The organism is Bradyrhizobium yuanmingense (genome assembly GCF_900094575.1).
Lineage (GTDB): Bacteria > Pseudomonadota > Alphaproteobacteria > Rhizobiales > Xanthobacteraceae > Bradyrhizobium > Bradyrhizobium yuanmingense.
The window spans coordinates 604,838-628,423 of the sequence record NZ_FMAE01000002.1 but is presented as its reverse complement, the minus strand read 5'-3'; the positions used below and the strand labels follow the sequence as shown (position 1 = coordinate 628,423).

18 protein-coding genes are annotated in these 23,586 nt (G+C 64.9%); 11 read left to right on the top strand and 7 right to left on the bottom strand.

The window, feature by feature from the left end:
• Positions 1-101 precede the first annotated feature (101 nt).
• Complete coding sequence (locus GA0061099_RS08030) at positions 102-3,473, top strand: hybrid sensor histidine kinase/response regulator (RefSeq protein ID WP_036023913.1); 3,372 nt, start codon at positions 102-104, stop codon at positions 3,471-3,473.
• Positions 3,457-4,383: a response regulator gene (locus GA0061099_RS08025; protein WP_081492916.1), complete on the top strand. Its 927-nt coding sequence runs from the start codon at positions 3,457-3,459 to the stop codon at positions 4,381-4,383. Before GA0061099_RS08030 ends, GA0061099_RS08025 begins: the two co-directional genes overlap by 17 nt.
• Before the next feature lie 230 nt (positions 4,384-4,613).
• On the opposite strand, the gene GA0061099_RS08020 is transcribed toward GA0061099_RS08025, so the two are convergent.
• Both GA0061099_RS08020 and GA0061099_RS08015 read right to left on the bottom strand, forming a co-directional pair.
• Entirely contained in the window at positions 4,614-6,116 is a 1,503-nt protein-coding gene (locus GA0061099_RS08020; protein WP_036002183.1) for a flavin-containing monooxygenase, read from the bottom strand.
• Between the two features lie 125 nt (positions 6,117-6,241).
• Positions 6,242-7,000, bottom strand: coding sequence for a S1 family peptidase (locus GA0061099_RS08015; protein ID WP_036023917.1), 759 nt, complete (start codon positions 6,998-7,000; stop codon positions 6,242-6,244).
• Between the two features lie 104 nt (positions 7,001-7,104).
• Between GA0061099_RS08015 and GA0061099_RS08010 the strand changes: the two genes are divergently transcribed.
• Positions 7,105-7,740, top strand: a complete 636-nt coding sequence (locus tag GA0061099_RS08010) for an HAD-IA family hydrolase (RefSeq protein ID WP_036002146.1) — start codon at positions 7,105-7,107, stop codon at positions 7,738-7,740.
• A 120-nt stretch (positions 7,741-7,860) separates the two neighbouring features.
• Here the strand turns inward: GA0061099_RS08010 and mtnA are convergent, their stop codons facing one another.
• The 3 genes from mtnA to GA0061099_RS07995 all read right to left on the bottom strand — a co-directional run bounded on the left by mtnA (position 7,861) and on the right by GA0061099_RS07995 (position 10,335).
• Positions 7,861-8,967 carry an S-methyl-5-thioribose-1-phosphate isomerase gene (gene mtnA, locus GA0061099_RS08005; protein ID WP_036023918.1) on the bottom strand — a complete coding sequence of 369 codons (1,107 nt, stop codon included), beginning with the start codon at positions 8,965-8,967 and terminating at the stop codon, positions 7,861-7,863.
• Positions 8,968-8,997: 30 nt separating this feature from the next.
• Positions 8,998-9,873 carry an S-methyl-5'-thioadenosine phosphorylase gene (locus GA0061099_RS08000; protein WP_036023920.1) on the bottom strand — a complete coding sequence of 292 codons (876 nt, stop codon included), beginning with the start codon at positions 9,871-9,873 and terminating at the stop codon, positions 8,998-9,000.
• Positions 9,874-10,062: 189 nt separating this feature from the next.
• Positions 10,063-10,335 (bottom strand): phosphopantetheine-binding protein, encoded by a 273-nt coding sequence (locus GA0061099_RS07995; protein ID WP_036023922.1) that lies wholly within the window; start codon positions 10,333-10,335, stop codon positions 10,063-10,065.
• A gap of 359 nt (positions 10,336-10,694) precedes the next feature.
• Here GA0061099_RS07995 and GA0061099_RS07990 point away from each other — a divergent pair, with 359 nt between their 5' ends.
• From GA0061099_RS07990 to GA0061099_RS07960, 7 genes are all read left to right on the top strand, one after another.
• The gene (locus GA0061099_RS07990; protein ID WP_036023923.1) at positions 10,695-11,912 is read left to right on the top strand and encodes an acyl-CoA dehydrogenase family protein; all 1,218 of its coding nucleotides are present in this window, start codon (positions 10,695-10,697) and stop codon (positions 11,910-11,912) included.
• A 56-nt stretch (positions 11,913-11,968) separates the two neighbouring features.
• Positions 11,969-12,949, top strand: a complete 981-nt coding sequence (locus tag GA0061099_RS07985) for an amino acid--[acyl-carrier-protein] ligase (protein WP_036023924.1) — start codon at positions 11,969-11,971, stop codon at positions 12,947-12,949.
• Positions 12,950-13,044: 95 nt separating this feature from the next.
• Positions 13,045-13,920, top strand: coding sequence for a GNAT family N-acetyltransferase (locus GA0061099_RS07980; protein ID WP_036023925.1), 876 nt, complete (start codon positions 13,045-13,047; stop codon positions 13,918-13,920).
• Positions 13,921-14,149: 229 nt separating this feature from the next.
• Complete coding sequence (locus GA0061099_RS07975; RefSeq protein ID WP_036023926.1) at positions 14,150-17,017, top strand: PAS-domain containing protein; 2,868 nt, start codon at positions 14,150-14,152, stop codon at positions 17,015-17,017.
• A 201-nt stretch (positions 17,018-17,218) separates the two neighbouring features.
• A complete protein-coding gene (locus tag GA0061099_RS07970) occupies positions 17,219-18,196 on the top strand; it encodes a tripartite tricarboxylate transporter substrate binding protein (RefSeq protein WP_036023927.1) in 978 nt (325 codons plus the stop codon).
• Positions 18,197-18,379: 183 nt separating this feature from the next.
• Positions 18,380-18,865: a tripartite tricarboxylate transporter TctB family protein gene (locus GA0061099_RS07965; protein WP_074447634.1), complete on the top strand. Its 486-nt coding sequence runs from the start codon at positions 18,380-18,382 to the stop codon at positions 18,863-18,865.
• A gap of 5 nt (positions 18,866-18,870) precedes the next feature.
• Positions 18,871-20,379, top strand: a complete 1,509-nt coding sequence (locus tag GA0061099_RS07960; protein WP_036002213.1) for a tripartite tricarboxylate transporter permease — start codon at positions 18,871-18,873, stop codon at positions 20,377-20,379.
• Positions 20,380-20,492: 113 nt separating this feature from the next.
• Here the strand turns inward: GA0061099_RS07960 and GA0061099_RS07955 are convergent, their stop codons facing one another.
• Positions 20,493-22,184: a bifunctional diguanylate cyclase/phosphodiesterase gene (locus tag GA0061099_RS07955; protein WP_036023930.1), complete on the bottom strand. Its 1,692-nt coding sequence runs from the start codon at positions 22,182-22,184 to the stop codon at positions 20,493-20,495.
• 221 nt (positions 22,185-22,405) lie between these two features.
• Between GA0061099_RS07955 and GA0061099_RS07950 the strand changes: the two genes are divergently transcribed.
• Positions 22,406-22,666, top strand: a complete 261-nt coding sequence (locus GA0061099_RS07950) for a hypothetical protein (RefSeq protein ID WP_036002219.1) — start codon at positions 22,406-22,408, stop codon at positions 22,664-22,666.
• Between the two features lie 226 nt (positions 22,667-22,892).
• On the opposite strand, the gene GA0061099_RS07940 is transcribed toward GA0061099_RS07950, so the two are convergent.
• Positions 22,893-23,534 (bottom strand): hypothetical protein, encoded by a 642-nt coding sequence (locus tag GA0061099_RS07940; protein WP_036002287.1) that lies wholly within the window; start codon positions 23,532-23,534, stop codon positions 22,893-22,895.
• Positions 23,535-23,586: the final 52 nt, after the last annotated feature.

Below are 23,586 nucleotides of genomic sequence, written 5' to 3'. Positions count from 1 at the left end.
ACGCATACGCAAGATCGCGTATACTGCACCGCAAAATGCCGACGTAGGCTTCTGGTACGGAATTTGCGAGGGGTCCGGGTCCGTATCGGGAGTGGGGTTAAGTGGCAGGGCGGCAGCGAATAGACCGCGTCAGGCGCCAGTACAATCAATGGGTCGCCAACCAGACGCTGGAAGATTACGCCCTGCGCTTCACCGCCAAGAGCGCGCGGCGCTGGTCCGCCGCCCGCGTCGCCAACACGGCACTGGGCGCGATCTCGTTCCTGGCGATGGAGGCGATCGGCGGGACCATCACGCTGAACTATGGCGTCACCAACGCGACTGCCGCCATCGTCGTGGTTTCCATCATCATCTTCGGCTGCGGGGTGCCTATTGCGTATTATGCCGCCAAATGCGGCATCGACATCGACCTGCTGACGCGGGGGGCCGGCTTCGGTTACATCGGCTCGACCGTCACCTCGCTGATCTACGCCTCCTTCACCTTCATCTTCTTCGCGATCGAGGCCGTGATCCTGGCGTCGGCACTCGAGATGTGCTTCGGGATTCCGCGGCCGGTGGGCTATCTCATCAGCGCCGTCGTCATCATCCCGCTGGTGGCCTACGGCATCACGCTGATCAGCCGCTTCCAATTGTGGACGCAGCCGCTGTGGGTGATCCTTCACATCATTCCGTTTGCCGCGATCGCCTGGCACAACCCGCGCTCCTTTGCGGAGTGGCACAAGTTCTCCGGCGAGCACGGCGACCTCAACGGGCATTTCGATCTCCTGCTGTTCGGCGTTGCGGCCTCGGTCGTGTTCTCGCTGGTGGCGCAGATCGGCGAGCAGGTCGACTTCCTGCGGTTCCTGCCGCGCGACCGCCGCGCCTCCAGGGCCTCCTGGTGGATGGCGCTGATGAGCGCGGGGCCGGGCTGGATCGTGCTGGGCGCGCTGAAGCTGCTGGCGGGCTCGTTCCTCGCCTTCTTCGCACTCAGCCACGGCGTGCCGCCCGAAGAAGCCGCCGAGCCGGCGCACATGTATCTCGAAGCATTCCGCTATGTGCTGTCGCAGCCCGACCTCGCTTTGGCCTTGACCGGCACTTTCGTGATCCTGTCGCAGGTCAAGATCAACGTCACCAACGCCTATGCCGGCTCGATCGCCTGGTCGAACTTCTTCTCGCGCCTGACCCACAGCCATCCCGGGCGCGTGGTGTGGCTGGTCTTCAACGTCGTCGTGGCCCTGCTGCTGATGGAGATCGGCGTCTACAAGGCCCTGGAGCAGACGCTGGCGCTCTATTCCAACGTCGCGATCGCCTGGGTCGGCGCGCTGGTCGCCGACCTCGTCATCAACAAGCCGCTCGGACTGCGGCCGCAGCAGATCGAGTTCAAGCGCGCGCATCTCTACGACGTCAATCCAGTCGGCGTGGGAGCGATGACGATCGCGACCATCGTCTCGATCAGCGCCTTCTACGGCCTGTTCGGGCCGACCGCGAAGGCGCTGTCGGCCTTCATCGCGCTCGCCGCGGCCTTCCTCACGGCGCCGTTGATCGCCTGGGCCACGGGCGGCAAATACTACATCGCGCGCAAGCCGAAGCGGAGCTGGCAGAACATCGAGGCGATCCAGTGCTGCATCTGCGAGCACTCGTTCGAGCCGGAGGACATGGCCTCCTGCCCCGCTTACGCCGGCCCGATCTGCTCGCTGTGCTGTTCGCTGGACGCGCGCTGCCACGATCTCTGCAAGCCGCATGCGAGATTCCAGGCGCAGGTGTCGGAAACGCTGGGCCGGCTGATGCCGCAGCCGATCTACGCCCGGATCAACTCGCAAGTGGGCCACTATATAGGCGTGTTCGTGGTCTCCGCCGGCCTGATCGCCCTGGTGCTGGGACTCATCTACCTACAGACGTCGGCGAACGTGCACGGCGACAACGAGCTCGTGTCCGACGTGCTCTGGAAGGTGTTCTTCTCGCTCAGCATCATCATCGGCGTGGTGGCGTGGCTGTTCGTGCTGGCGCAGCAGAGCCGCCGCGCCGCCGAGGCCGAGACGCGGCGGCAGACCGCGCTGCTGATCCAGGAGATCGACGCGCACAAGCGCACAGATGCCGAGCTCCAGCGTGCCAAGGAGGTCGCCGAATCCGCCAACCTCGCCAAGAGCCGCTATGTGGTCGGGCTGAGCCACGAGCTGCGCTCGCCGCTCAATGCGATCAGCGGCTATGCGCAACTGCTCGAGCAGGATACGACGCTCGGCGCCAAGCCCCGCGACCAGGTCCGCGTCGTCCGCCGCAGCGCCGACCATCTCTCCGGCCTGATCGACGGCATCCTGGACATCTCCAAGATCGAGGCGGGGCGGCTGTATCTGTCGCGCGACGAGGTGCGCTTGAGCGAGTTCCTCGACCAGCTCGTCGGCATGTTCCGCCTCCAGGCCGCCGCCAAGGGCATCGACTTCGTGTTCAGGCGGCCGCCGACGCTGCCGCGGGTGGTCTATGCCGACGAGAAGCGGCTGCGTCAGGTGCTGATCAACCTGCTCTCGAACGCCATCAAGTTCACCCAGTCCGGCAGCGTGCAGTTCGTGGTGCACTACCGCAGCCCGGTCGCCGAGTTCGAGGTGATCGACACCGGCCCGGGCATCCAGGGCGACGACCTCGAACGCATCTTCGCACCATTCGAGCGGGGTGCGCTCGGCGCGTCGCAGCCGCAGACCGGCACCGGCCTCGGGCTCACCATCAGCCGCCTGCTCGCCGGCGTGATGGGCGGGGACATCAAGGTCACGAGCACGGTCGGCACCGGCTCGACCTTCAGGGTCAAGATCCTGCTCTCGGAGGTCGCCAATCCCCAGCGGATCGCGCCGGTGGAGGCGCCGGTCTCAGGCTATCACGGCCCGCGCAAGACCATCCTCGTCACCGACGACGATCCCGTGCATCGCGACCTCCTGCGCGAGGTGCTGACGCCGCTCGGCTTCATCCTGCTCAGCGCACCCGACGGCGCCGGCTGCCTCGCATTGGCGCAGCATTGCCGGCCCGATCTGTTCCTGCTCGACATCTCGATGCCTGCCATGGACGGCTGGGCGGTCGCCGAGGCCTTGCGCGCCAGCGGCCATCATCAGGCCCGCATCCTGATGGTGTCGGCAAGCGCGCTCGAGGCTCATGGCACGCCGCTGGCGCAGCCCTTCCACGACGGCTACCTGATGAAGCCGATCGACATCCCGCGGCTGCTGGCGACGATTCGCCAGCTTCTCAAGATCGAATGGCAATACGGCTCGCATGAGGTCGCGGTGCCGTTCTGGCATCCGGAGACCGGATCGAAGCCGCCGCTGCGGCACGTCGAGGCGCTGATCGGGCTCGGCCAGATCGGCTACGTCAAGGGCATCCAGCTGAAGCTGGACGAGATCGGCAGCGAGCACCCCGAGCATGCCGACTTCGTCGCGCAGATGCGGTCGCTGGTCGATCGCTTCGATCTCGACCAGTACATGGACACATTGAAGACGTTGCATGCTTATGAGCATTGAATCGAAGAAGCGCGACGTCGCGCTCGTCGTCGACGATTCCCCGGAGACGCTCCGGCTGCTCACCGACGCGCTCGACAGCGCCGGCATGACGGTGATGGTGGCGCTCGACGGCGCCGCGGCGATGCGCATCATCGACCAGATCACGCCCGACATCATCCTGCTCGATGCCGTGATGCCCGGCATCGACGGCTTCGAGACCTGCCGCCGGCTCAAGCGCGATGCGGGTCTCGCCAATGTCCCAGTCATCTTCATGACGGGTCTGGCCGAAACCGAGCACATCGTGCGTGGATTGGAAGCCGGCGGCGTCGACTACGTGACCAAGCCGATCGTGATCGAGGAGATGCTGGCGCGCATCCGGGTCCATCTCGGCAATGCCCGGCTGACCCAGAGCGCGCGCGCCGCGCTCGACGTCTCCGGCCGTTTTCTGCTCGCGGTCAATCGCCAGGGCAACGTGCTGTGGGCGACGCCGCAGGCGCAGAAGCTGCTATCCGATCATCACGGCGCGCAGACCGACGACTTCGTGCTGCCGCCGACGCTGCTGCAATGGCTCGAGCAGGCGAAGGCCAAGAGCGGCTCGAAATCCCAGGCCGCGTCGCTGCCCGATAGTCCGCAGCTCCGCTTCTATTACATGGGCGAGACCGCGCCGAACGAATTCCTGCTGCGGCTGTCCAAGGAAGCCGGCACCGCGCTGCCGCCCGAATTCACCAGCGAGCTCGGCCTCACCACGCGCGAAGGCGAGGTGCTGGCCTGGCTCAGCAAGGGCAAGACCAACCGCGACATCGCGCAAATTCTGGGCCTCAGCCCGCGCACCGTCGACAAGCACCTGGAGCAGATCTACGCCAAGCTCGGCGTCGAGAACCGGACCGCCGCGGCCGCGATCGCCGCGAATGCGACGCGGCGGAATTCTTGAGCGTGGTGTAGATGAGTTGAGGCGCTGCCAACCGAGCAAATGGTGTCGTCCCGGACAAGCGCAGCGAAGCGGAGCGCCGATCCGGGACCCATAACCCCAGGGAGTAGTTTGGCGAAGGCTCGGAGTGACCAGCTCGCTCTATAACCACCGCCTGGGAGTATGGGTCCCGGGCTCGCTTCGCGCCCCGGGACGACAGTGGCGATCGCTAACCTCGCCTTACATCGGCATCGTCAACTGTAGACGAAAGCCTTGTCGTCCAGGTCCGTCTTCGGAATCTCGTCCTTCTCGGTCCAGTAATCCTGGCTGTGCTGCCATTCCGGCTTGTCGCCGCGCTTGGGCAGCAGGTTCATGTTGCGCATCATGTAGCCGGGGTTGAAGTTTTCCGGATCGATCCAGGGCAGGATCGGCATATTGTGGTCTTCAGGTCGCAGCTTGACCTCGACCTTCTTTGCACCCTTCGCCTTCATGTGCCCGAGCAGCCGGCAAACGAAATCGGCGACGAGATCGACGCGCAGCGTCCAGCTGGCGCGGAAATAGCCGAACACCCAGACCATGTTCGGCACGCCCGTGAACATCATGCCGCGATAGGTGACGGTGTCGCCGAAGGCCAGCGGCTTGCCGTCGATCTCGAAGGCGATATCGCCGAGCGCGGCAAGATTGAAGCCGGTCGCTGTGACGACGACATCGGCCTCAAGCAGCTTGCCGGACTTGAGCTGGATGCCATTCTCGACGAAGCATTCGATCTCGTCGGTGACGACGGAGGCCTTGCCGCTGGCGATGCCCTTGAACAAATCGGCATCCGGCACGAAGGCGATGCGCTGCCGCCACGGCCGGTATTTTGGCGTGAAATGGGTCTCGACGTCGTAGTCGGGACCGAGCACGGCGCTGATCTGGCCGATCAGCTCCTTCTTCACCTGCTCGGGCTTGGACACGCAGAGCTTGGTGAACGCATCCTGCTCGAACAGGATCTTGCGCCGCACGATCTCGTGGATCCAGGCTTCATCGACCTGCAACCGGCGCAGCTCTTCCGCGATCTCGATGGCGTTGCGGCCGAGGCGGAAATAGGTCGGCGAGCGCTGCAGCATGGTGACATGGGCGCACTTGTCGGTGATGTTCGGCACCAGTGTTGCCGCGGTTGCGCCCGAGCCGATCACGACGACCTTCTTGTTCGTGAGGTCGATATCGTCGGGCCAGGTCTGGGGATGGACGATGCGGCCCTTGAAACGGTCCATGCCCTTCCATTCCGGCGTGTAGCCTTCGGAATGCCGATAATAGCCCTGGCACATCCAGAGGAAGTTCGCCGTGAAGGTCCTGGGCTCGCCGGTGTCGGTCGTCACGGCGTCGATGGTCCAGAGATTCTGCTCGCTCGACCAGCTCGCGGAATTGATCTTGTGCTTGTAGCGAATGTGCCGCGCGATATCGTTGTCGTCGATCACCTCCTTCATATAGGAGAGGATCTCTTCGGCGGTCGCAATCGGCGGGCCGACCCAAGGCTTGAAGCTGTAGCCGAAAGTGTGGAGATCGCTGTCGGAGCGAATACCGGGATAGCGATGTGTGCTCCAGGTGCCGCCGAATGTTTCCTGCGTCTCCAGGATGACGTAGCTCGTGCCCGGCAGCTGCTTCTGGATGTGATAGGCGCTACCGATGCCGGATATGCCGGCGCCGACGATCAGCACGTCGAAATGTTCAGAAGCCTGTTTGGCCGTGGCGTGACTGCGAACAGCGACATTCATTGTTGCTTCTATGCCTTGCTTGTCTTTGTGGCCGTCCTTGATTGGACGGCGCGTTTCCTCCGCGACGGGCATGATCACCCGCCGCGCCTCCGCTTCAAAATGACATAGATCAAGTCGCGGTCAAATCACAGTGCCGCACCCCAGCTCCGCGCGGTCTGCAAGATCCAGTCGCGATAGAGCGTCAGCGGCGTCACGCCGGTCAAGCCGCCGCAACCGGCGGCGCCGTTCGGTCCTGTCGACCAGCTGATGAGGCCGACGAGCACGGGACCGTTCGACCTGTCCTCGAACACGGGGCCGCCGGAATCGCCGGTGCAGGCGCCAATTCCGCCGCGAACACCGTTGGTTACGGGATCGACCAGACGAATCTGCAGCGTGCCGGGCTGCCCGGTTGCAACGAGGCCGGCCACGCGCGTGGTGCCGCCGCTCTTGCCATCACCGAGAACCGTGACGCCGATGCCGGCGACGACGAAGCGACTGCCGACCTGAATTGGAATCGTGGGCATGCCGACCGTCACCGTGGATTTTCCCTTCAGTGGAATTTCCAACTGCAGCAGCGCCACGTCGGCGGTGGCGCGATGCGCCTGCATCGCCTGCATGTTGAAGTTCGGATGGATCGCGACGGTGCGCACGTTCAGCAATTGCGGCTGGCCGTCGCCGCCGCGATCGACCACCTTGTAATCCGCGCCCGGCTGCACGCAATGGGCGACCGTCAACACCAGCCTCGGGGCGATCAGGCTGCCGGTGCAGAAATTGCCGCGCGAGCCGACGATGGTGACGACGGCGCGGGCGACGCCATCTGCCTGCGGCGTGCCGCCGCCGACGATGGCGTGAGCGGGCGCAGCGAGCAGCAGCGTAGCTGCGATGAGGGTGGCGAGCTTCTTCATGGGAACACGCATCGGCATCGATGAAGGCGGGCGATTGCTTCGGACTGGCTCTTGCCGATAGCGCATGCTAGCCCTCTTGGAAAGCAATTGACGAGGGCAGGACATTGGCGATCGAGGCGGTGATCTTTGATTTCGGCGGCGTGCTGACGAGCTCGCCCTTCGAGGCGTTCACGCGGTTCGAGACCGAGCGCGGCCTGCCCGCCGATATCATCCGGCGCACCAACGCCGCCAATCATCTGGAAAACGCCTGGGCCAAATTCGAGCGGGCCGAGGTCGACATCGAGACGTTCGACGCATTGTTCGCCGCCGAATCGCTCGCGCTCGGTGCGGAGGTGCGCGGCCGAGACGTGCTGCCGCTGCTGCAGGGCGATCTGCGCCCGGAGATGGTCGAGGCCCTGAAGCGCATCAAGGCGCAATTCAAGACCGGCTGCATCACCAACAATCTGCCGGCCAACGCGATCGGCAGCATGACGGGACGTTCTCTCTACATCGCCGAAGTCATGGTGCTGTTCGATCACGTCATCGAATCCGCCAAGATCGGTCTGCGCAAACCCGATCCACGCATCTACCAGATGATGGTCGAGACGCTGAAGGTCGATCCGAACAATTGCGTCTATCTCGACGATCTCGGCGTCAACCTGAAGCCGGCGCGTCAGATGGGCATGACCACGATCAAGGTGACGAGCGGGGCGCAGGCGATCGCGGAGCTGGAGACGGCGACGGGGCTGAAGCTGGGGTAGTTCGACATACGCCGTCATTGCGAGCGCAGCGAAGCAATCCAGAGTCTTTCCGCGGAGGGAGTCTGGATTGCTTCGCTGCGCTCGCAATGACGGTTGTGGCGAGATATCGCCCGACCAAATCTACTTCGCCGCCGTAGAGATCCGCTCCGGAAATGCCGACGCCAGCGCGGCGCGATCCGGCTTCAGCACGCCGCGCTCGGTGATGAGACCGGTGACGAGCCGCGCCGGCGTCACGTCGAAGGCGTAATTCGCGACCGGCGAGTTTTCGGGCACGATGCGTACCGTCTCCAGCCGGCCGTCCGCGGTGCGGCCGGTCATGTCGGTGACCTCCACGCCGCTGCGCTGTTCGATCGGGATGTCGCGGATACCGTCATGGACGGCGAAATCGATCGTCGGCGACGGCAGCGCGACGTAGAACGGCACACCGTTGTCATGCGCGGCAAGCGCCTTCAGGTAAGTGCCGATCTTGTTGCAGACGTCGCCATTGGCGGCGACGCGGTCGGTGCCGACGATGGCGAGATCGACCATGCCGTGCTGCATCAGGTGCCCGCCGGTATTGTCCGGGATCACCGTGTGCGGCACGCCGTGATGGCCAAGCTCCCAGGCCGTGAGCGAGGCGCCCTGGTTGCGCGGACGGGTCTCGTCGACCCAGACATGGATCTTGATGCCGCGCTCATGCGCGAGATAGATCGGCGCCGTCGCCGTGCCCCAGTCGACGGTGGCGAGCCAGCCGGCGTTGCAATGGGTCAGCACGTTGACGACTTCGCCCGGCTTCTTCGCCGCGGTCGCCTCGATCAGCTTCAGGCCGTTGTCGGCAATGCCGCGGTTGATCTCAACGTCCTGCTCGGCGATCTCGTCGGCGCGCGCATAGGCAGCTTCCGCCCGTTCCACCGGATCGATCGGCGCGAGCGCCGCGCGCATCTCGTCCAGCGCCCACTTCAGGTTGATCGCGGTCGGCCGCGCCACGACCAGCGTGTCATAGGCGCGTTGCAGCCCGGCGTCGGAAGCGTCCTCGCGCATCGCGAGCGCCATGCCGTAGGCGGCGGTGGCACCGATCAGCGGCGCGCCGCGCACCAGCATGTCCCTGATAGCAACGGCCGCATCTTCACACGAGGTCAGCCGCGCAACGACGAATTCATGCGGCAGCCGGCGCTGATCGATCGCGCCGACCGACCAGCCGTCGCGCTCGCGCCAGATGCTGCGGAAATGCTTGCCGTCGACCTTCATGGCATTCTGCCTTTTCGTTTGTCTTGCGTCTCACGCTCGCAGGATGCGCCCGGCCACCGCATCGAGCTTCTTCAGGAGCTCGGGATCGCGCGCCTCGGGCGCCGTGATCAGCGCGGTGTCGAGCGCACGGTCCGAACCGATCGGGCACGGCTCGTGCTCACGCGGAAAATCCTTGGCCAACCGCGCCACCAGCGCCTTCGCCTTGTCGGCGTTCGAATTCAGCACGCGGATGATGTCCTGCACGGTGACCGCATCGTGGTCGGGATGCCAGCAGTCGAAATCCGTCACCATGGCGACAGTGGCGTAACAGATCTCCGCCTCACGGGCGAGCTTGGCTTCGGGCATATTGGTCATGCCGATCACCGAGTAGCCCAGCGTCTTGTAGGTCATGCTTTCCGCGTAAGTGGAGAATTGCGGCCCTTCCATGCAGACATAAGTGCCGCCGCGCGCGATCGAGATGCCTTCCGCTTCCGCGGCGGCCGCCAGATGGATGCGCAGCCGCGGCGAGACCGGGTGCGCCATCGACACATGCGCGACGCAGCCGCGGCCGAAGAACGAGCTCTCGCGCTTATGGGTGCGATCGACGAATTGATCGACGAGAACGAAGGTCCCAGGGGGCAGTTCCTCCCTGAAGGAACCGCAGGCCGAGAGCGAGATCAAATCGGTGACGCCGGCGCGCTTCAGCACGTCGATGTTGGCGCGATAATTGATGTCGGAGGGGGACAGCCGGTGCCCCTTGTCATGCCGGGGCAGGAACACGATCGGCAGGCCGGCGATGGAGCCACGCCTTAAAGGAGCCGACGGCTCGCCCCAGGGGCTCTCGATCACCTCTTCGCGCGCACCCTCTAAGCCGGGCAGGTCATATATGCCCGAGCCGCCGATGATGCCCAATACCGCCTGCGTCATGCCTGCTCCACCCTGTCCGCCTCATGGTGACATGGTTAAGCTATGCCAGTTTTGCGGCGGATTTGGAACGGGGGATCGTCTCGTTGAGCGTCATTGCGAGGAGCGCAGCGACGAAGCAATCCAGACCGCCACCTCGGAGGCAGTCTGGATTGCTTCGCTTCGCTCGCAATGACGGAGGAGAGAGTCGGATTAGGCCGCGGTCGCCGGCTGGAGCTGCATCGCGACCATCCGCTCCAGCGTCTCGACGGACTGGAAATTCTCCGGCGTGATCTCGGACTGCGGAATGGTGAAGTCGAATTCGGCCTCGACGCCGAGCATGAGATTGACCATGTCCATCGAGGTCAGGCCGATATCGACGAGCTTGGCCGAAGGTGTAACCTCTGCGGTGAGCGAATTCTGTTCGAGAATGCCCTTCACCAGCTTGGTGATGCGGTTGCGCAAAACGGTATCGAAGGCCTGCATCGGCAAATTTCCATTTGTCTATCGGGGTCGGACCGGACTGCCGGCTACGATGGGTGCGGGCTGCCGGTCCTGCAATGGGCGGCACCAATACTTCGCGTTTCTTAGTAAACGATGACTCAGATTGTCGGAAATCCAACCTTCTTCCAGAGTCCTAACGCGATACCGGAAAATCCGGCGATGCGAACAACCGGACCTTAACTGTTCGTTCGGAATTGGGTTTTGTTTACCCTCTATTTCATCGACGAATTTGAATTAAATCCGTAGCCTCGTCTCACAAGCAAAGATGGCTGGAGGATCGCCTCAAGCGGCATCGCGAATGATGCCGGCGATCTCGAACGGCAAACCGGAGGCGGACGAGCATGAACGTGCGTGAAGCAGTCCTCACTGTCGACGAAATGCAGACGAGCTTTCTCGAGCAGGGTCCCTCCCTGATCGAGCGCGCCGCCCGGACCGCCGCAGCGGCCGCGGCCGACGCCGACGAGGTCGATCGCGACGCCCGCTTCCCGCACCGGGCTTTCGACGTCGCACGCGAGCAGAAGCTGCTCGGCGTGATGATTCCGGTCGAGTTCGGCGGCTTCGGCGCCTCGATCCATGACGTCACCGACATCTGCTACACGCTCGGACGCGCCTGCGCGTCCACGGCGATGATCTACGCGATGCACCAGACCAAGGTCGCCTGCGTCATCAGGCACGGCCATGGAATCCCCTGGATGGAGACCATGATGCGCCGGGTCGCCCGCGACCAGTGGCTGCTCGCCTCCTCCACCACCGAAGGCCAGAACGGCGGCAACATCCGCGCCAGCGCGGCTGCGGTCGACCATGCCGGCGATACCGTCTCGCTGGTGCGCGACGCCACCGTGATCTCCTACGGCGCCGAAGCCGATGGCCTCGTCACCATCGCCCGCCGCGCCACCGAAGCCGCCGCCTCCGACCAGGTGCTGCTGGCGCTCGCCAAGGACGATTATTCGCTGAAGCGGACGCTGGGCTGGGAAACGCTCGGCATGCGCGGCACCTGCTCGACCGGGTTCGAGCTGAAGGTCGACTGCCCCGCCGACCGCATCTTCCCGGAATCCTATGACAAGATCCACGCCCAGACCATGACGCCGTTCGCGCATCTGTGCTGGTCGTCGGCCTGGGCCGGCATCGCCGCTGCGGCGGTGACGCGCGCGCAGGCCTTCATCCGCAAGGCGGCCCGCTCGTCCGGCGGACAGATGCCCCCGGCCGCGGCGCACTTCACCGCCGCCAAGATGTCGCTGGCCAAGCTGCGCGCGCTGATATCAGCCAATATCGACGCTTTCGCCCGCGTCGAGCATGACGAGCGTGCTCTGAGCTCGCTCTACTTCCAGTCCTCGATCACGCTCTTGAAGGTGCAGGCCTCCGAGCTCGCGGTCGAGACCGTGATGCACGCGATGCGCACCGCGGGACTTGCCGGCTATCGCAACGACGGCGAGTTCACCATGGGCCGTCACCTCCGCGACGTGCTGTCGTCGCCGATCATGATCAACAACGACCGGATCCTGGCCAATGCCGCGACATCGACATTGATGAGCGGGGTGCCGGCGAGCCTTCGCGACTGACGTACCTCCGCGGCCGATTCAACAAGAACAATTTTGAGATAGCAGGACATCGAACCATGAATATTGCCGTCCTCCCCGACTCGCCCACCACCGCCCCGCAAATGATCGATCCGCTCGATCATCTCGCCGACAAGCTGTTCCACCGCATGGGCGCCGATGGCGTCTATGCCCGCACCGCGCTCTACGAGGGCATCGTCGAGAAGCTCGCCGCGCTGATCACCGGTTATCGCGAGGCCGGCACCGAGGTGATGCGCTTCCCGCCGGTGATGAGCCGCTCCCAGCTGGAGAAGTCCGGCTATCTCAAGAGCTTTCCGAACCTGCTCGGCTGCGTCTGCGGCCTGCACGGCACCGAACGCGAGATCAACGCCGCAGTGAGCCGCTTCGATGCCGGCGGCGACTGGACCTCTTCGCTGTCGCCGGCCGATCTCGTGCTGTCGCCGGCGGCCTGCTATCCGGTCTATCCGATCGCGGCGAGCCGCGGACCTTTGCCGAAGGGCGGGCTGCGCTTCGACGTTGCCGCGGATTGCTTCCGCCGCGAGCCGTCGAAGCATCTCGACCGGCTGCAATCGTTCCGCATGCGCGAATATGTCTGCATCGGCAGCCCCGACGATGTCGCCGATTTCCGCGAGCGCTGGATGGTGCGCGCGCAGAAGATCGCGACCGACCTCGGCCTCAGCTTCCGCGTCGACTATGCCAGCGATCCGTTCTTCGGCCGGGTCGGCCAAATGAAGGCGGTGAGCCAGAAGCAGCAGCAGCTCAAGTTCGAGCTGCTCATCCCGCTGCGCTCCGAAGAGCAGCCGACGGCGTGCATGAGCTTCAACTATCACCGCGAGCATTTCGGCACGACCTGGGGAATCCAGGACGCCAACGCCGAGCCGGCCCACACCGGCTGCGTTGCCTTCGGCATGGACCGTCTGGCCGTCGCCATGTTCCACACTCACGGTACCGATCTTTCCGCCTGGCCCGCCAAGGTGCGGGACGTCCTGAGCCTGCAGCCGCCTGTCGCGGCCGAGGCCCATGGCGAAGGCTGGCGCTAGAGCATGATCCGGAAAAGTGCGGAGCGGTTTTCCGAGAAGATCATGCTGAAACGATAGACCTCACGAGGCCGACCATTTCCACGGGCAAGACGAGCGTGATCCATACCAAGGTCCGATGCCGCGAGATCACCGAGTCCGACGTCGATAAGATCGCGGACTTGCTGACGCGCGGCTTCGTCGGCCGTTCACGCGACTACTGGATCCAGGGTCTGCGCCGGCAGGCCTTCCGGGCCGTGCCGGAGGGCTATCCGCGCTTCGGCTACATGCTCGACGACGACGGCAGGCCGGTCGGCGTGCTGCTCTTGATCTACACCTCACGCAAGGAGGGCGAAGAGACCGCCATCCGGTGCAATTTGTCGAGCTGGTATGTCGACCCGGCCTACCGCAACTACGCGCCGCTGCTGACCAAGATCGCCCAGCGGCACAAGCACGTCACTTATTTCAACATCAGCCCGGCGCAGTGGACCTGGCCAATCATCGAGACGCAGGGCTTTCGCGCCTATTGCCGCGGCATATTCTTCTCGGTCCCTGCGCTAGCGCGCGTCCCGCGCTGGAACGAGATCGAGGTCATTCCGCCGCACGCCAAGGAGATCAAGGGGCTTTCCGAGGCGGAGACCGAGCTTTTGACGCGACATGCGCGTTACAATTGCCTTAGCCTCGTCTGCCGCACGCCGAAGGGAACCTTCCCTTTCATCCTGCAACCGGTGCGCATCCGCCGCGGTTTCATCGCACCGCCCGCCATGAAGCTGATCTATTGCCGGAGCACCGCAGAATTTGCCGAATGCGCCGGCCGCATCGGACGGCTGCTGCTGCGGCTCGGCAAGATCGCGGTGGCCGTCGATGCCAACGGTCCGGTTCCCGGCCTCGTCGGCATTTACACCGAGCGGCGCGGCCGGAAATACTTCAGGGGCCCGCACCAGCCACAGCTCGGCGACCTCACCGACACGGAGCTCGTGCTGTACGGGCCGTAGAGCAACGCCCGGCGCTGTAAATCTGTACGAGCGGAGCGGGAATATCGCCGCGCTCGTCCGGAGCTACGGCCTATTGCCTTGGCAGCGGGCCGTTTACGCGTGCGCTCACCATCGCCGGTCATCCTCCGTAAACTACAGCGCTTAAGGGAATTTTCCGGCCTGTTCGCTAGCCTCGGCGGCTGAATTAGGCTGCATTCAGTCTATTGCTGGCCGAGGCCCCGCCGACCCCATGATGTCGACCCGCGAGAGCGAGCTTGGTACAGGCCGTGAGCAGGGCCCAGGCGCCCTCGTCGCGCTGAGCCAGCTTGCGCTCGACCACATGGAACAGGGCGTCTGCGTCTACGATGCCGACAACCGGATCGTGCTGACGAACCAGCGCTATCTCAGACTGTTCGACATGTCGGCCGAAATCGTGCGGATCGGCACCAGCTATCGCGAGGTGCTCGCGCACAGCGCAAGCCGCGGCAACTTTCCGCAAGACCAGCTCGACGCGTTGTATTCGAGGCGGATGGCGCAGATCGCCGCGGGCAAGCCGTTCCGCACCGAGCAAATGCTGGCGAGCGGCCTCGTCATGTCGCTCGAGCTGAAGCCGCTCCCCGGCGGCGGCTGGATGACGATCTGCGACGACGTCACCCGCCTCGCCCGGCTCGAAGCGGAACTGCGCGTGCAGACCGAGCGCAGCCAGCACGCGCTCGCCAACATGTCGCACGGACTGATCATGTACGACGTCGACAGCCGTGTCGTCGTCTGCAACGAACGGTTCCTGAAGCTCTACAACCTCGACCCCGAGATCGTGAAGCCGGGCGTCGCGCATTCCACGGTGATCGAGCACTGGATGTCGCGCGGCAACCTGCCGGGCATGTCGAGCGACGAATTCTACCAGAACCGGCTGGAGGACGTGCGCACTAGGAAGCCGAAGACGCTGCTGGTGATGCGCTACGACGGACGGATGGTGCAGGCGGTCTCCCGCTTCCTGCCCGACGGCGGCTGGGTGACGGTGCACGAGGACGTCACGGAGCGGCTGCAATACGAGGAAACGCTGCGGCAGCAGAATTTCATCCTCGATGCGGCGCTGGAGAACATGGCCCACGGGCTCGCCTTCTTCGACAGCGACATGCGGCTTCGGGTCTGCAACTCCACCTACCTCAAGATCTACCTGTTGTCGCCGGAGGAGACCCGCCCCGGCACACACCTCGCCGAGCTGATCGAGCGATCCATGGCGAACGGCGCGTTCTCCCCGGAATACAGCCCGCAGCAGATCCTCAAAGCCGCCCGCGCGCGGATCGCAAGCCGTGATTCCTCGCCGATGCGCCGGCGCATGTCGAACGACACGGTGATCTCGGTGCGCTATTGCGCGCTGGCCGAAGGCGGCTTCGTCGCCACCTATGAGGACATTACCGAGCGCGAGCGTGCGATCGAGGAGCTGAGCGAGCAGTACCGCCGGTTCGACGCTGCCCTGAACAACATGAGCCAGGGCCTGTGCATGCTCGACGCCAGCCTGCGCGTGATCGTCTGCAACCGCCGCTATATCGAGATGTATGGATTGTCGCCGGAGACCGTGAAGCCAGGCGTCTCGATGCGCGACATCATGGAGCACGCCTGCGAGCTCGGCATCCATCCGAACATGACCGGCGCCAAGCTCTATGCCGACTACGTCGAGAGGCTGCGCGAGGGCGAGCACACGCTGCACCGCCATTTGAACGACGGCCGCATCATCAAGCTCAACCACAAGCGGATGGAGCATGGTGGCTGGGTCGTGACCTATGAGGACGTCACCGAGCGCCACAAGGCCCAGGCCCGGGTGGCGCACATGGCGCGGCACGATTCGCTCACCGACCTGCCCAACCGCACGCTGTTCCGCGAGAAGATGGGCGAGGGGCTGAACCAGGTCGCGATCGCCGGCGGCGCCATGGCCGTGCTGTGCTTCGACCTCGACAATTTCAAGACCGTCAACGACCGCCTCGGCCACGCCGCCGGCGACCGCCTGCTGCGCTGGGTCGCGGCGCGCCTCAAGGAGAATGTCGGCGAGCACGACACCGTCGCGCGGCTTGGCGGCGACGAGTTCGCCGTGCTCCAGCGCGGGCCGCAGCCGCAATCGGCCGAGGCGCTCGCCCGCCGCCTGGTCGAGATCATCGGTCATCCGCCGCCGCTGGAAAGCCAGTCGATCCATGTCGGCGTCTCCGTCGGCATCGCGATCGCGCCCGACCACGGACTCGATGCCGATGAGCTGATGAAATGCGCCGACCTCGCGCTCTACCAGGCCAAGGCCAAGGGGCGCGGAGCCTATCAGTTGTTCGAGCCCGAGATGGAGGAACAGGCGCGCAGCCGGCACGCGCTGGAGCAGGACCTGGTCGGCGCGCTGGAAGGGCGTGAATTCCACCTGGTGTTTCAACCGCAGATGCGGCTCGATTCCTCCGAGCTCACCGGCTTCGAGGCATTGCTGCGCTGGAAGCATCCCTCGCGCGGCTTCGTCTCTCCGGCCGAGTTCATCCCAATTGCGGAGGAGAACGGGCTGATCGTTCCGATCGGCGAATGGGTGCTGCGCACGGCCTGCGCCACCGCCGCGTCCTGGCCCGGCGTCACCGTCGCGGTGAACCTGTCTCCGGTGCAATTCCGCTCCCGCGGCCTGGTGGCGATGGTCACGAGCGCGCTCGCGGAAGCCGGCCTGCCGCCGCAGCGGCTCGAGCTCGAGGTCACCGAGACGGCGCTGCTCGACGACAGCAAGGCGACCATCGACATCCTGCACCAGCTCCGCGCACTCGGGGTGCGCGTCAGCCTCGACGATTTCGGGGTCGGCTATTCCTCCCTGAGCTATCTGCGCAAGTTTCCGTTCGACCGCATCAAGATCGATCGCTCCTTCGTCGGAACGCTCGGCGAAAGCCCGGAGAGCGTTGCCATCGTCAGAACGATCGCGAGCCTCGGCTCCGTGCTCGGCGTCGAGACCACGGCGGAGGGCGTGGAAACCGAGGAACAGCTCGACTTCGTCCGCGAATGCGGCTGCACCGCGGTCCAAGGCTATTATTTCGGCAAGCCGTGTCTCGCCTCAGAAGTCGGTCGCACCATCGAGAAGCTGAACACGGTCCGGCGGGTGGCCTGACCGCTTCGGCCGCTCAAATTCCGCCTCTCGGCACGCGGCCAAACGACGAATTGTCGCAGAGGTCGGCTCTGTCGGCGTTAGCTGACCGACGGCCGCACAGCGATGCGCGCAACACGCTTTTCTTCTCCGTCAAATTCAGGAACAATCGCCTCGCAACGAGAGACGGCGCCCCCAGAGAGGCCGCCGCGAGGGAGGCTTTCGATGTCGGGATACGGGCTGAAGACGATTGCATTTGCCGCGGTGCACGCCGTCATGGGCTTATTGCTCTCCACGGCGGTCAATGCGCAGGACTATCCAACGAAGCCGATCACGTTGATCGTGCCTTGGCCGGCCGGCGGATCGACTGATCTCTCGATGCGCGCGATCGCCGACAGCGCCTCGAAGGTACTGGGCCAGCCGATCGTGATCGACAACAAGGCCGGCGGCAGCGGCACGGTCGGGCCGGCGACGATGGCCGCGGCGGCGAAGCCGGACGGCTATACCATCTCACAGATCCCGATCACCGTGTTTCGCCTGCCCTTGATGCAGGAGGTGTCGTGGGATCCGGCAAAGGATTTCACCTATATCGTCCATCTCACCGGCTACACTTTCGGCGTGACCACGAGCGCGGAATCGCAGTTCAAGAGCTGGAAGGACGTGGTGGAGTTCGCAAAGGCGAATCCGGGCAAGGTAACCTACGCCACGCCCGGCGCCGGCACCTCGCTGCATATCGGCATGGAGCAGATCGCCGCGATGTCCGGCATCAAGTTGACGCAGGTCCCTTTCAAGGGCGGCGCGGAGACTAACGCCGCCGTGCTGGGACAGCACACTATGCTGCAGGCTGATTCCACGGGATGGCGGCCGCTGGTCGACGCCGGCAAGCTGCGGCTCCTGATGGTGTGGACCGGCGCACGCTCGCCGAACTATCCCGACGTGCCGACGCTGAAGGAGCTCGGCTATCCCATGGTCTATGATTCCCCGTTCGGCATTGCAGGACCGAAAGGGATGGATCCCAAGATCGTCGCCAAGCTGCACGACGCATTCAAGAAGGCGGTCGAGGATCCTGCGGTGGTCGCCACGCTGGCCAAATACGACATGGTGCCGAACTACAAGAACACGGAGGATTACAAGAAATTCATCGTCGAGGTCACGGAGTCCGAGCGCAAGGTGATCGAGACGCTCGGGCTCGCGAAGAAGTAAGACCGCGCTGCTTGTGTCCCGGACGCGCTGCAGCGTGCAACGCTGCTGCGCAGTGCCGGGACCCATCTTCTTCGCCCACACGCATGGGCCCCGGCTTTGCAGCGCACCTACCATAGCACGTCGAAGACGTGCGTGAACGCAACTTGCGGTGCTGCGCTGCGTCCGGGGCACGAGAGAGAATCGATGAACGATCCAACCAACGTCAAGCTCCGCCTCAGCAACTCCGAACTCTGGGGCGGGCTGATCGGGCTCGCACTCGGCGGCTTCGTGATCTGGTCGGGCTTGAAGCTCAGGCTCGGCACCATCAACGATCCCGGCTCCGGCTATGTGCTGTTCTACACGGGCATCCTGATGTGCGTGTTCGCGAGCGCGATCATCGTCTCGGCGATCACCGAGGGCGGGCCGACGCTGGCCTCGCGCTGGGAGAACGTGCGCTGGAGCAAGCCGCTTGTCCTCATCGCCTGCCTCACTGCATTCGCGTTCGCGCTGGAGCCGCTGGGATTCCTGCTGTCATCGATCCCGCTGATGCTGCTGCTGTTGCGGCTGATCGATCCGGTGCGCTGGACGCTGGCGATTCCGATCGCGGTGCTGGTGCCCTCGGGCATGTGGTGGGTGCTCAAGCGGCTGCTGTTGATCCAGTTGCCGTCAGGCCTGTTCGGGATCGGCTGACCCCCATGGATACGCTTGTCAACGTGGCACATGGATTCGGCGTCGCGCTGCTGCCGGTCAACCTGCTCTATTGCTTCATCGGCGTCTTCATCGGCACGCTGGTCGGCGTGCTGCCCGGCATCGGCCCGATCTCGGCGATGTCGCTACTGCTACCGGTGACGCTGTCGGGAACGCCGGAATCCGGCATCATCATGATGGCCGGCATTTATTACGGCTCGATGTATGGCGGCTCGACCACCTCGATCCTGGTCAACATCCCCGGCGAGGCGGCCTCCGTCGTCACCTGCATCGACGGCCACCAAATGGCGAAGCAGGGCCGTGCGGGCCCCGCGCTCGGCATCGCCGCGTTCGGCTCCTTCGCTGCCGGCACCTTTGCGCTGGTCGCCTTGATGTTGGTGGCGCCGAAGCTCGCCAGTCTCGCCATTGCTTTCGGCCCGGCCGAGTATTTCAGCCTGATGGTGCTCGGCCTCGTCGTGCTCACCTTCCTCACCCAGGGATCGATGCCGAAGGCATTGCTGATGGCGTGCATCGGTGTCGTGCTCGGGCTGATCGGGCTCGACAGCATCACCGCGCAGCCGCGACTGACCTTCGGCCGCATGGAGCTGATCGACGGCATCGGCCTCGTGCCCGTGGTGATGGGCCTGTTCGGCGTCGCCGAGGTGCTGCTCAACACCGAGCAGGCGATCAAGCGCGACGTCATCAACACCAGGATCACCCATCTCCTGCCGAGCAAGGAGGACTGGAAGGCGAGCGCCGGTCCGGTCGGCCGCGGCACCATCCTCGGCTTTTTCCTCGGCATCCTGCCGGGCGGCGGCGCCGTGGTCTCGTCATTCGCGTCCTACGCGCTGGAGAAGCGGCTGTCGAAGACCCCTGAAAGGTTCGGCCACGGCGCGATCGAGGGCGTCGCCGGCCCGGAATCGGCGAACAACGCCGCAGCCGGCGGCGCCTTCATTCCGCTGATGACGCTCGGCATCCCGCCGAACGTGGTGATGGCGCTGCTGCTCGGAGCCTTCGTCATTCACGGCCTGCAGCCGGGCCCGCTGATGATCACGCAGAACCCCGGCCTGTTCTGGGGCATCGTCGCCAGCATGTATATCGGCAACGTCATGCTGCTGATCCTGAACCTGCCGATGATCGGCATGTGGGTGCAGCTGCTCAAGCTGCCCTACAACATCCTGTTCCCCCTGATCATCCTGTTCACGATCCTCGGCGTCTACTGCTCGAGCAACAACGTGTTCGACGTCTATGTGATGATCGCGTTCGGGATCATCGGCTATTTCATGCGCAAGCTCGGCTACGAGCCGGCGCCACTGGTGCTGGCCTTCGTGCTGGGTCCGATGATGGAGAACAATTTGCGCAAGTCGCTGATCCTGTCGCAGGGCGATCTCTGGACCTTCGTGCAGCGGCCGATCTCGGCAGTGTGTCTTGTGTTTGCCCTGGTGCTGCTGATCGCGCCGCTGCTGCCGTCGCTGCGCAAGAAGCGCGAGCTGGTGGCGCTGGACGAGGGGGCGTGAGAAGATCTCGTAGTCGGTAGGGTGGATTAGCCGAAGGCGTAATCCACCGCTTCTCTCTCGACGCGGAGAGAAAGTGGTGGGTTACGCCTTCGGCTAACCCACCCTACGCCATCTCAGCTCGCCGCAGGCAGCGCATCCGGCGGCACGCCCCACGGGCGTTCCGCCGAAGCCAGCCCGATCAGGCGGCCCTGGATGTAGTCGCAGCCCCAGTCGCGCAACATGTTTGCGGCTTCGTCGTCCTGCACCCATTCGGCGACGGTCTTGATGTCGAGGCGGCGGGCGAGGTCGATCAGGGTCTGCACGAAGGCGCGGTCGTCGGCGGAATGGGTGATGTTCTGCACGAAGGCGCCGTCGATCTTGACGATGTCCACGCCGAGATTGCGCAAATTGCGGAACGAGGTGTAGCCGGCGCCGAAATCGTCGATGGCGATGCGGCTGCCGAAATGCTTGAGGCGGCTGACGAAGGCGCGGACGTCGTCGATGTCCTGGATCGCGACCGTCTCGGTGATCTCGACGATCAGCCGCTCGGCGACGCCGGGATGGGCCAGCATCAGCGATTCGATCCCCGCCCACCAGTCCGGATCCATGGTCGTATCCGGCGAGATGTTGAGGCTGAGGCAGACGTCGGGCGCCGCCGCGAGCTCGGCGACCACGAGCTCGAGCACGCGGTGATCGACCAGGCGGATCAGGCCGAGCCGTTCGGCGACCGGCACGATGTCGGGCGCGAGCAGCACCTGGCCGTCGCCCTGGTCCATCCGCACCAGGCATTCATGGAATGCGCGCTCGCGCGAGACAGCCGAGACGACGGGCTCATAGGCGAGCCTGATGCGGCGCTCGTTGAGCGCGGTGACGATCTCGTCGGTGACGCGGATGTTGACGCGGCGCTGTGCGTCGCGCGCGGCATCCGGACGCCAGGCCGCGAACGAGCCGGAGCGGCGGCGCTTGGCGGCGTCCAGCGTCTCATGGGCGCGGTTGACGGCCTCGTCGGTGTTGCGGGCATAACGCGGCAGGCTGACCGCGCCGATCGAGGCGGTGACCGAGACCGGACCGGATTTGGTCGGCACCACCTCGTCGCGGATGCCGGCGAGGAAGCGCTCGGCGGCCACGTTCATGTCGTCGACGGTGCAGTTCTTCAGGATCAGGCCGAACTTGTTGCCGGAGAAGCGCCCCAGCACGTCGCCGCCGCGCAGGCGCGCGCGAATGCGCTTGGCGACGTCGAGGATCACGGCGTCTGCGACGTCGAAGCCGAAAGCATCGTTGACGCGGGCGAGATGATCGATGCCGACCAGCATGAAGGCCGCTGTCGAGCGGAAGCGCGTGGTCTCCTCGATCGCCTCGGCCAGCGCCGCGATCAGATGCGAGCGGTTGAGCTCGCCGGTCAGCGGATCGAGCCGGGCCAGCCTGCTCAATTCCTCGTCCCGGGCGTGGCGCTCATTGTTGATGCGGACGGAGCCGATCGCTCGCGTGGGACGGCCGTCGGGACCTGCGAACCAGCGGCCGGTCTCCTCGATCCAGATCACGGGATCGGAGGCGCTCATGCGCACGCCGTACTCGATTCGGTAAGGGGTGCCGTCGGCGCCGTGCACCGGGGACGTCAGTGCCAGCGCCGCCGTCCGCAGCGTTTGCGCGGGCTCGATCAGCTTGGCGAATTCGGCGCCGGTCGAAAGCCGCTCGGCGGGAATGCCGGGGAAAACGGCGCTGACCTGCTCACCCCAGACGATGGCATCGCTGGCGATGTCCCAGGCGAACACGGCCTGACCGAGCGCGGCCAGGATGTCGGAGGCTTGCGGCAATCCAGGGGTCAAAGTCGCCTCGTTTCGGGACAGTGGAGAAGTCCTGAGCCGGCACAGGATAGAGCCAGATTCGCTGCCGAACCTAGGCAAAGTTGATAAACAATTTGGAAACCACGTTTCCGAAGGCGTCGGAACCAAACCGGCCCGGCCGGCATAGGCCTTGCGAGTACAGGACTCGCGCCGGCCCCCGCGTCTCGAAACGCGACAGTCTCGCCGGATCAACGGTGATTGCGATGTTGAGTACTGATCGATCGGACGCGGCGGACAACGGCACAGGCACGGCCTTGGTGCCGCTGATGCCGACGTTGCGGTGGGTCCATAAGGTGCCCCTGCCCCGCCCCGATCCGAGCTTCGTCACACAATTGATCGCCAATGCCGAGCAGCTGCCGCAAACGAGCCGGCTCCGCCGCGCCTCCTCCGAGGATGCGCTGATGGCCTATGGCAGCAAGCGCCCGCTCGGAACCGTCAGCGCGCGCACGCGTCAGGTAGCTTAAGATTGATTGAAGTGAGAGCGCGCTTCTTACCTCTCGCCGCTTGCGGGGAGAGGTCGGATCGCCTCGGCGATGCGAAGCATCGTCCGGTGCGATCCGGGTGAGGGGGTACAGGTCCCGCGGCTATCGCATCCGCGGAGAGAGGCCCCTCACCCCAACCCACTCCCCGTAAGAACGGGGCAAGGGAGCACACTGCCGCGGCGGTGAGATGCGAGCCAATTCAGAGAAATCAGCGCGGCGGCGTGTCGGAAGACGGCGTGCCGTTCCCCGGCTGCAGCTGCGGCGAGGGAATTTCCGGCGAGGGGGCGCCCTGCACGGGCTTGGGCGCCGGGTGATCCATCAGCACGGATTCGGCGACGGATTGCGCGGTAGGTGCGGCCGGCGCCGGCTGCGGCGCGATCACCGGCTCGAACTTGCGCTCGGACTCCACGTCTTCCGCCGGCGCTTCGGCCCTGCGCTTGGCCTTACGAGGGGCCGGCACCGTGGTCTCGGCGACATAGGTGACGCGGCGGCGCGTGCGCTGGGCGATGCCAGCGAAGAAGTCCGCCATCGCCAGCAGCACCAGCAGAAAGAAGGTGGAGTTGCCGAATTTGGGCCACATCACGAATTCGGCAGCGGCCGCGCCGAAGATGATCAGCGACAGCAAATGATCCATCAGGAATTTCGAGCCCGGCCGCGCACCCTTGACCACCTCGAGCAGCAGCAGAACGATGCCGAGCGCGAGCAGGAGATCGGCGAGCGTGACCGGCCAGACCTCTCCGGACACCATAGGCACCTTGAACAGCACGTCCGTGAAGGACACGGTCGGCATCAGGAAGGCGATGATGTTGTAGACCGCGAGCGGAATCAGGAGCAGCGGGAAACCGACCATCGGCTTGATGCCTTCTCGATCAAGATATCCGGACAGAACAATGCAGCGGCGA

Coding starts and splice junctions, on each gene's coding strand:
- GA0061099_RS07940 (WP_036002287.1), bottom strand. CDS start 23,534: ATGGTCGGTTTCCCGCTGCTCCTGATTCCGCTCGCGGTCTACAACATC.
- GA0061099_RS07990 (WP_036023923.1), top strand. CDS start 10,695: ATGAACGTGCGTGAAGCAGTCCTCACTGTCGACGAAATGCAGACGAGC.
- GA0061099_RS07970 (WP_036023927.1), top strand. CDS start 17,219: ATGTCGGGATACGGGCTGAAGACGATTGCATTTGCCGCGGTGCACGCC.
- mtnA (WP_036023918.1), bottom strand. CDS start 8,967: ATGAAGGTCGACGGCAAGCATTTCCGCAGCATCTGGCGCGAGCGCGAC.
- GA0061099_RS07975 (WP_036023926.1), top strand. CDS start 14,150: ATGATGTCGACCCGCGAGAGCGAGCTTGGTACAGGCCGTGAGCAGGGC.
- GA0061099_RS07960 (WP_036002213.1), top strand. CDS start 18,871: ATGGATACGCTTGTCAACGTGGCACATGGATTCGGCGTCGCGCTGCTG.
- GA0061099_RS08020 (WP_036002183.1), bottom strand. CDS start 6,116: ATGAATGTCGCTGTTCGCAGTCACGCCACGGCCAAACAGGCTTCTGAA.
- GA0061099_RS07950 (WP_036002219.1), top strand. CDS start 22,406: ATGTTGAGTACTGATCGATCGGACGCGGCGGACAACGGCACAGGCACG.
- GA0061099_RS08015 (WP_036023917.1), bottom strand. CDS start 7,000: ATGAAGAAGCTCGCCACCCTCATCGCAGCTACGCTGCTGCTCGCTGCG.
- GA0061099_RS07985 (WP_036023924.1), top strand. CDS start 11,969: ATGAATATTGCCGTCCTCCCCGACTCGCCCACCACCGCCCCGCAAATG.
- GA0061099_RS07965 (WP_074447634.1), top strand. CDS start 18,380: ATGAACGATCCAACCAACGTCAAGCTCCGCCTCAGCAACTCCGAACTC.
- GA0061099_RS08000 (WP_036023920.1), bottom strand. CDS start 9,873: ATGACGCAGGCGGTATTGGGCATCATCGGCGGCTCGGGCATATATGAC.
- GA0061099_RS08025 (WP_081492916.1), top strand. CDS start 3,457: ATGCTTATGAGCATTGAATCGAAGAAGCGCGACGTCGCGCTCGTCGTC.
- GA0061099_RS07995 (WP_036023922.1), bottom strand. CDS start 10,335: ATGCAGGCCTTCGATACCGTTTTGCGCAACCGCATCACCAAGCTGGTG.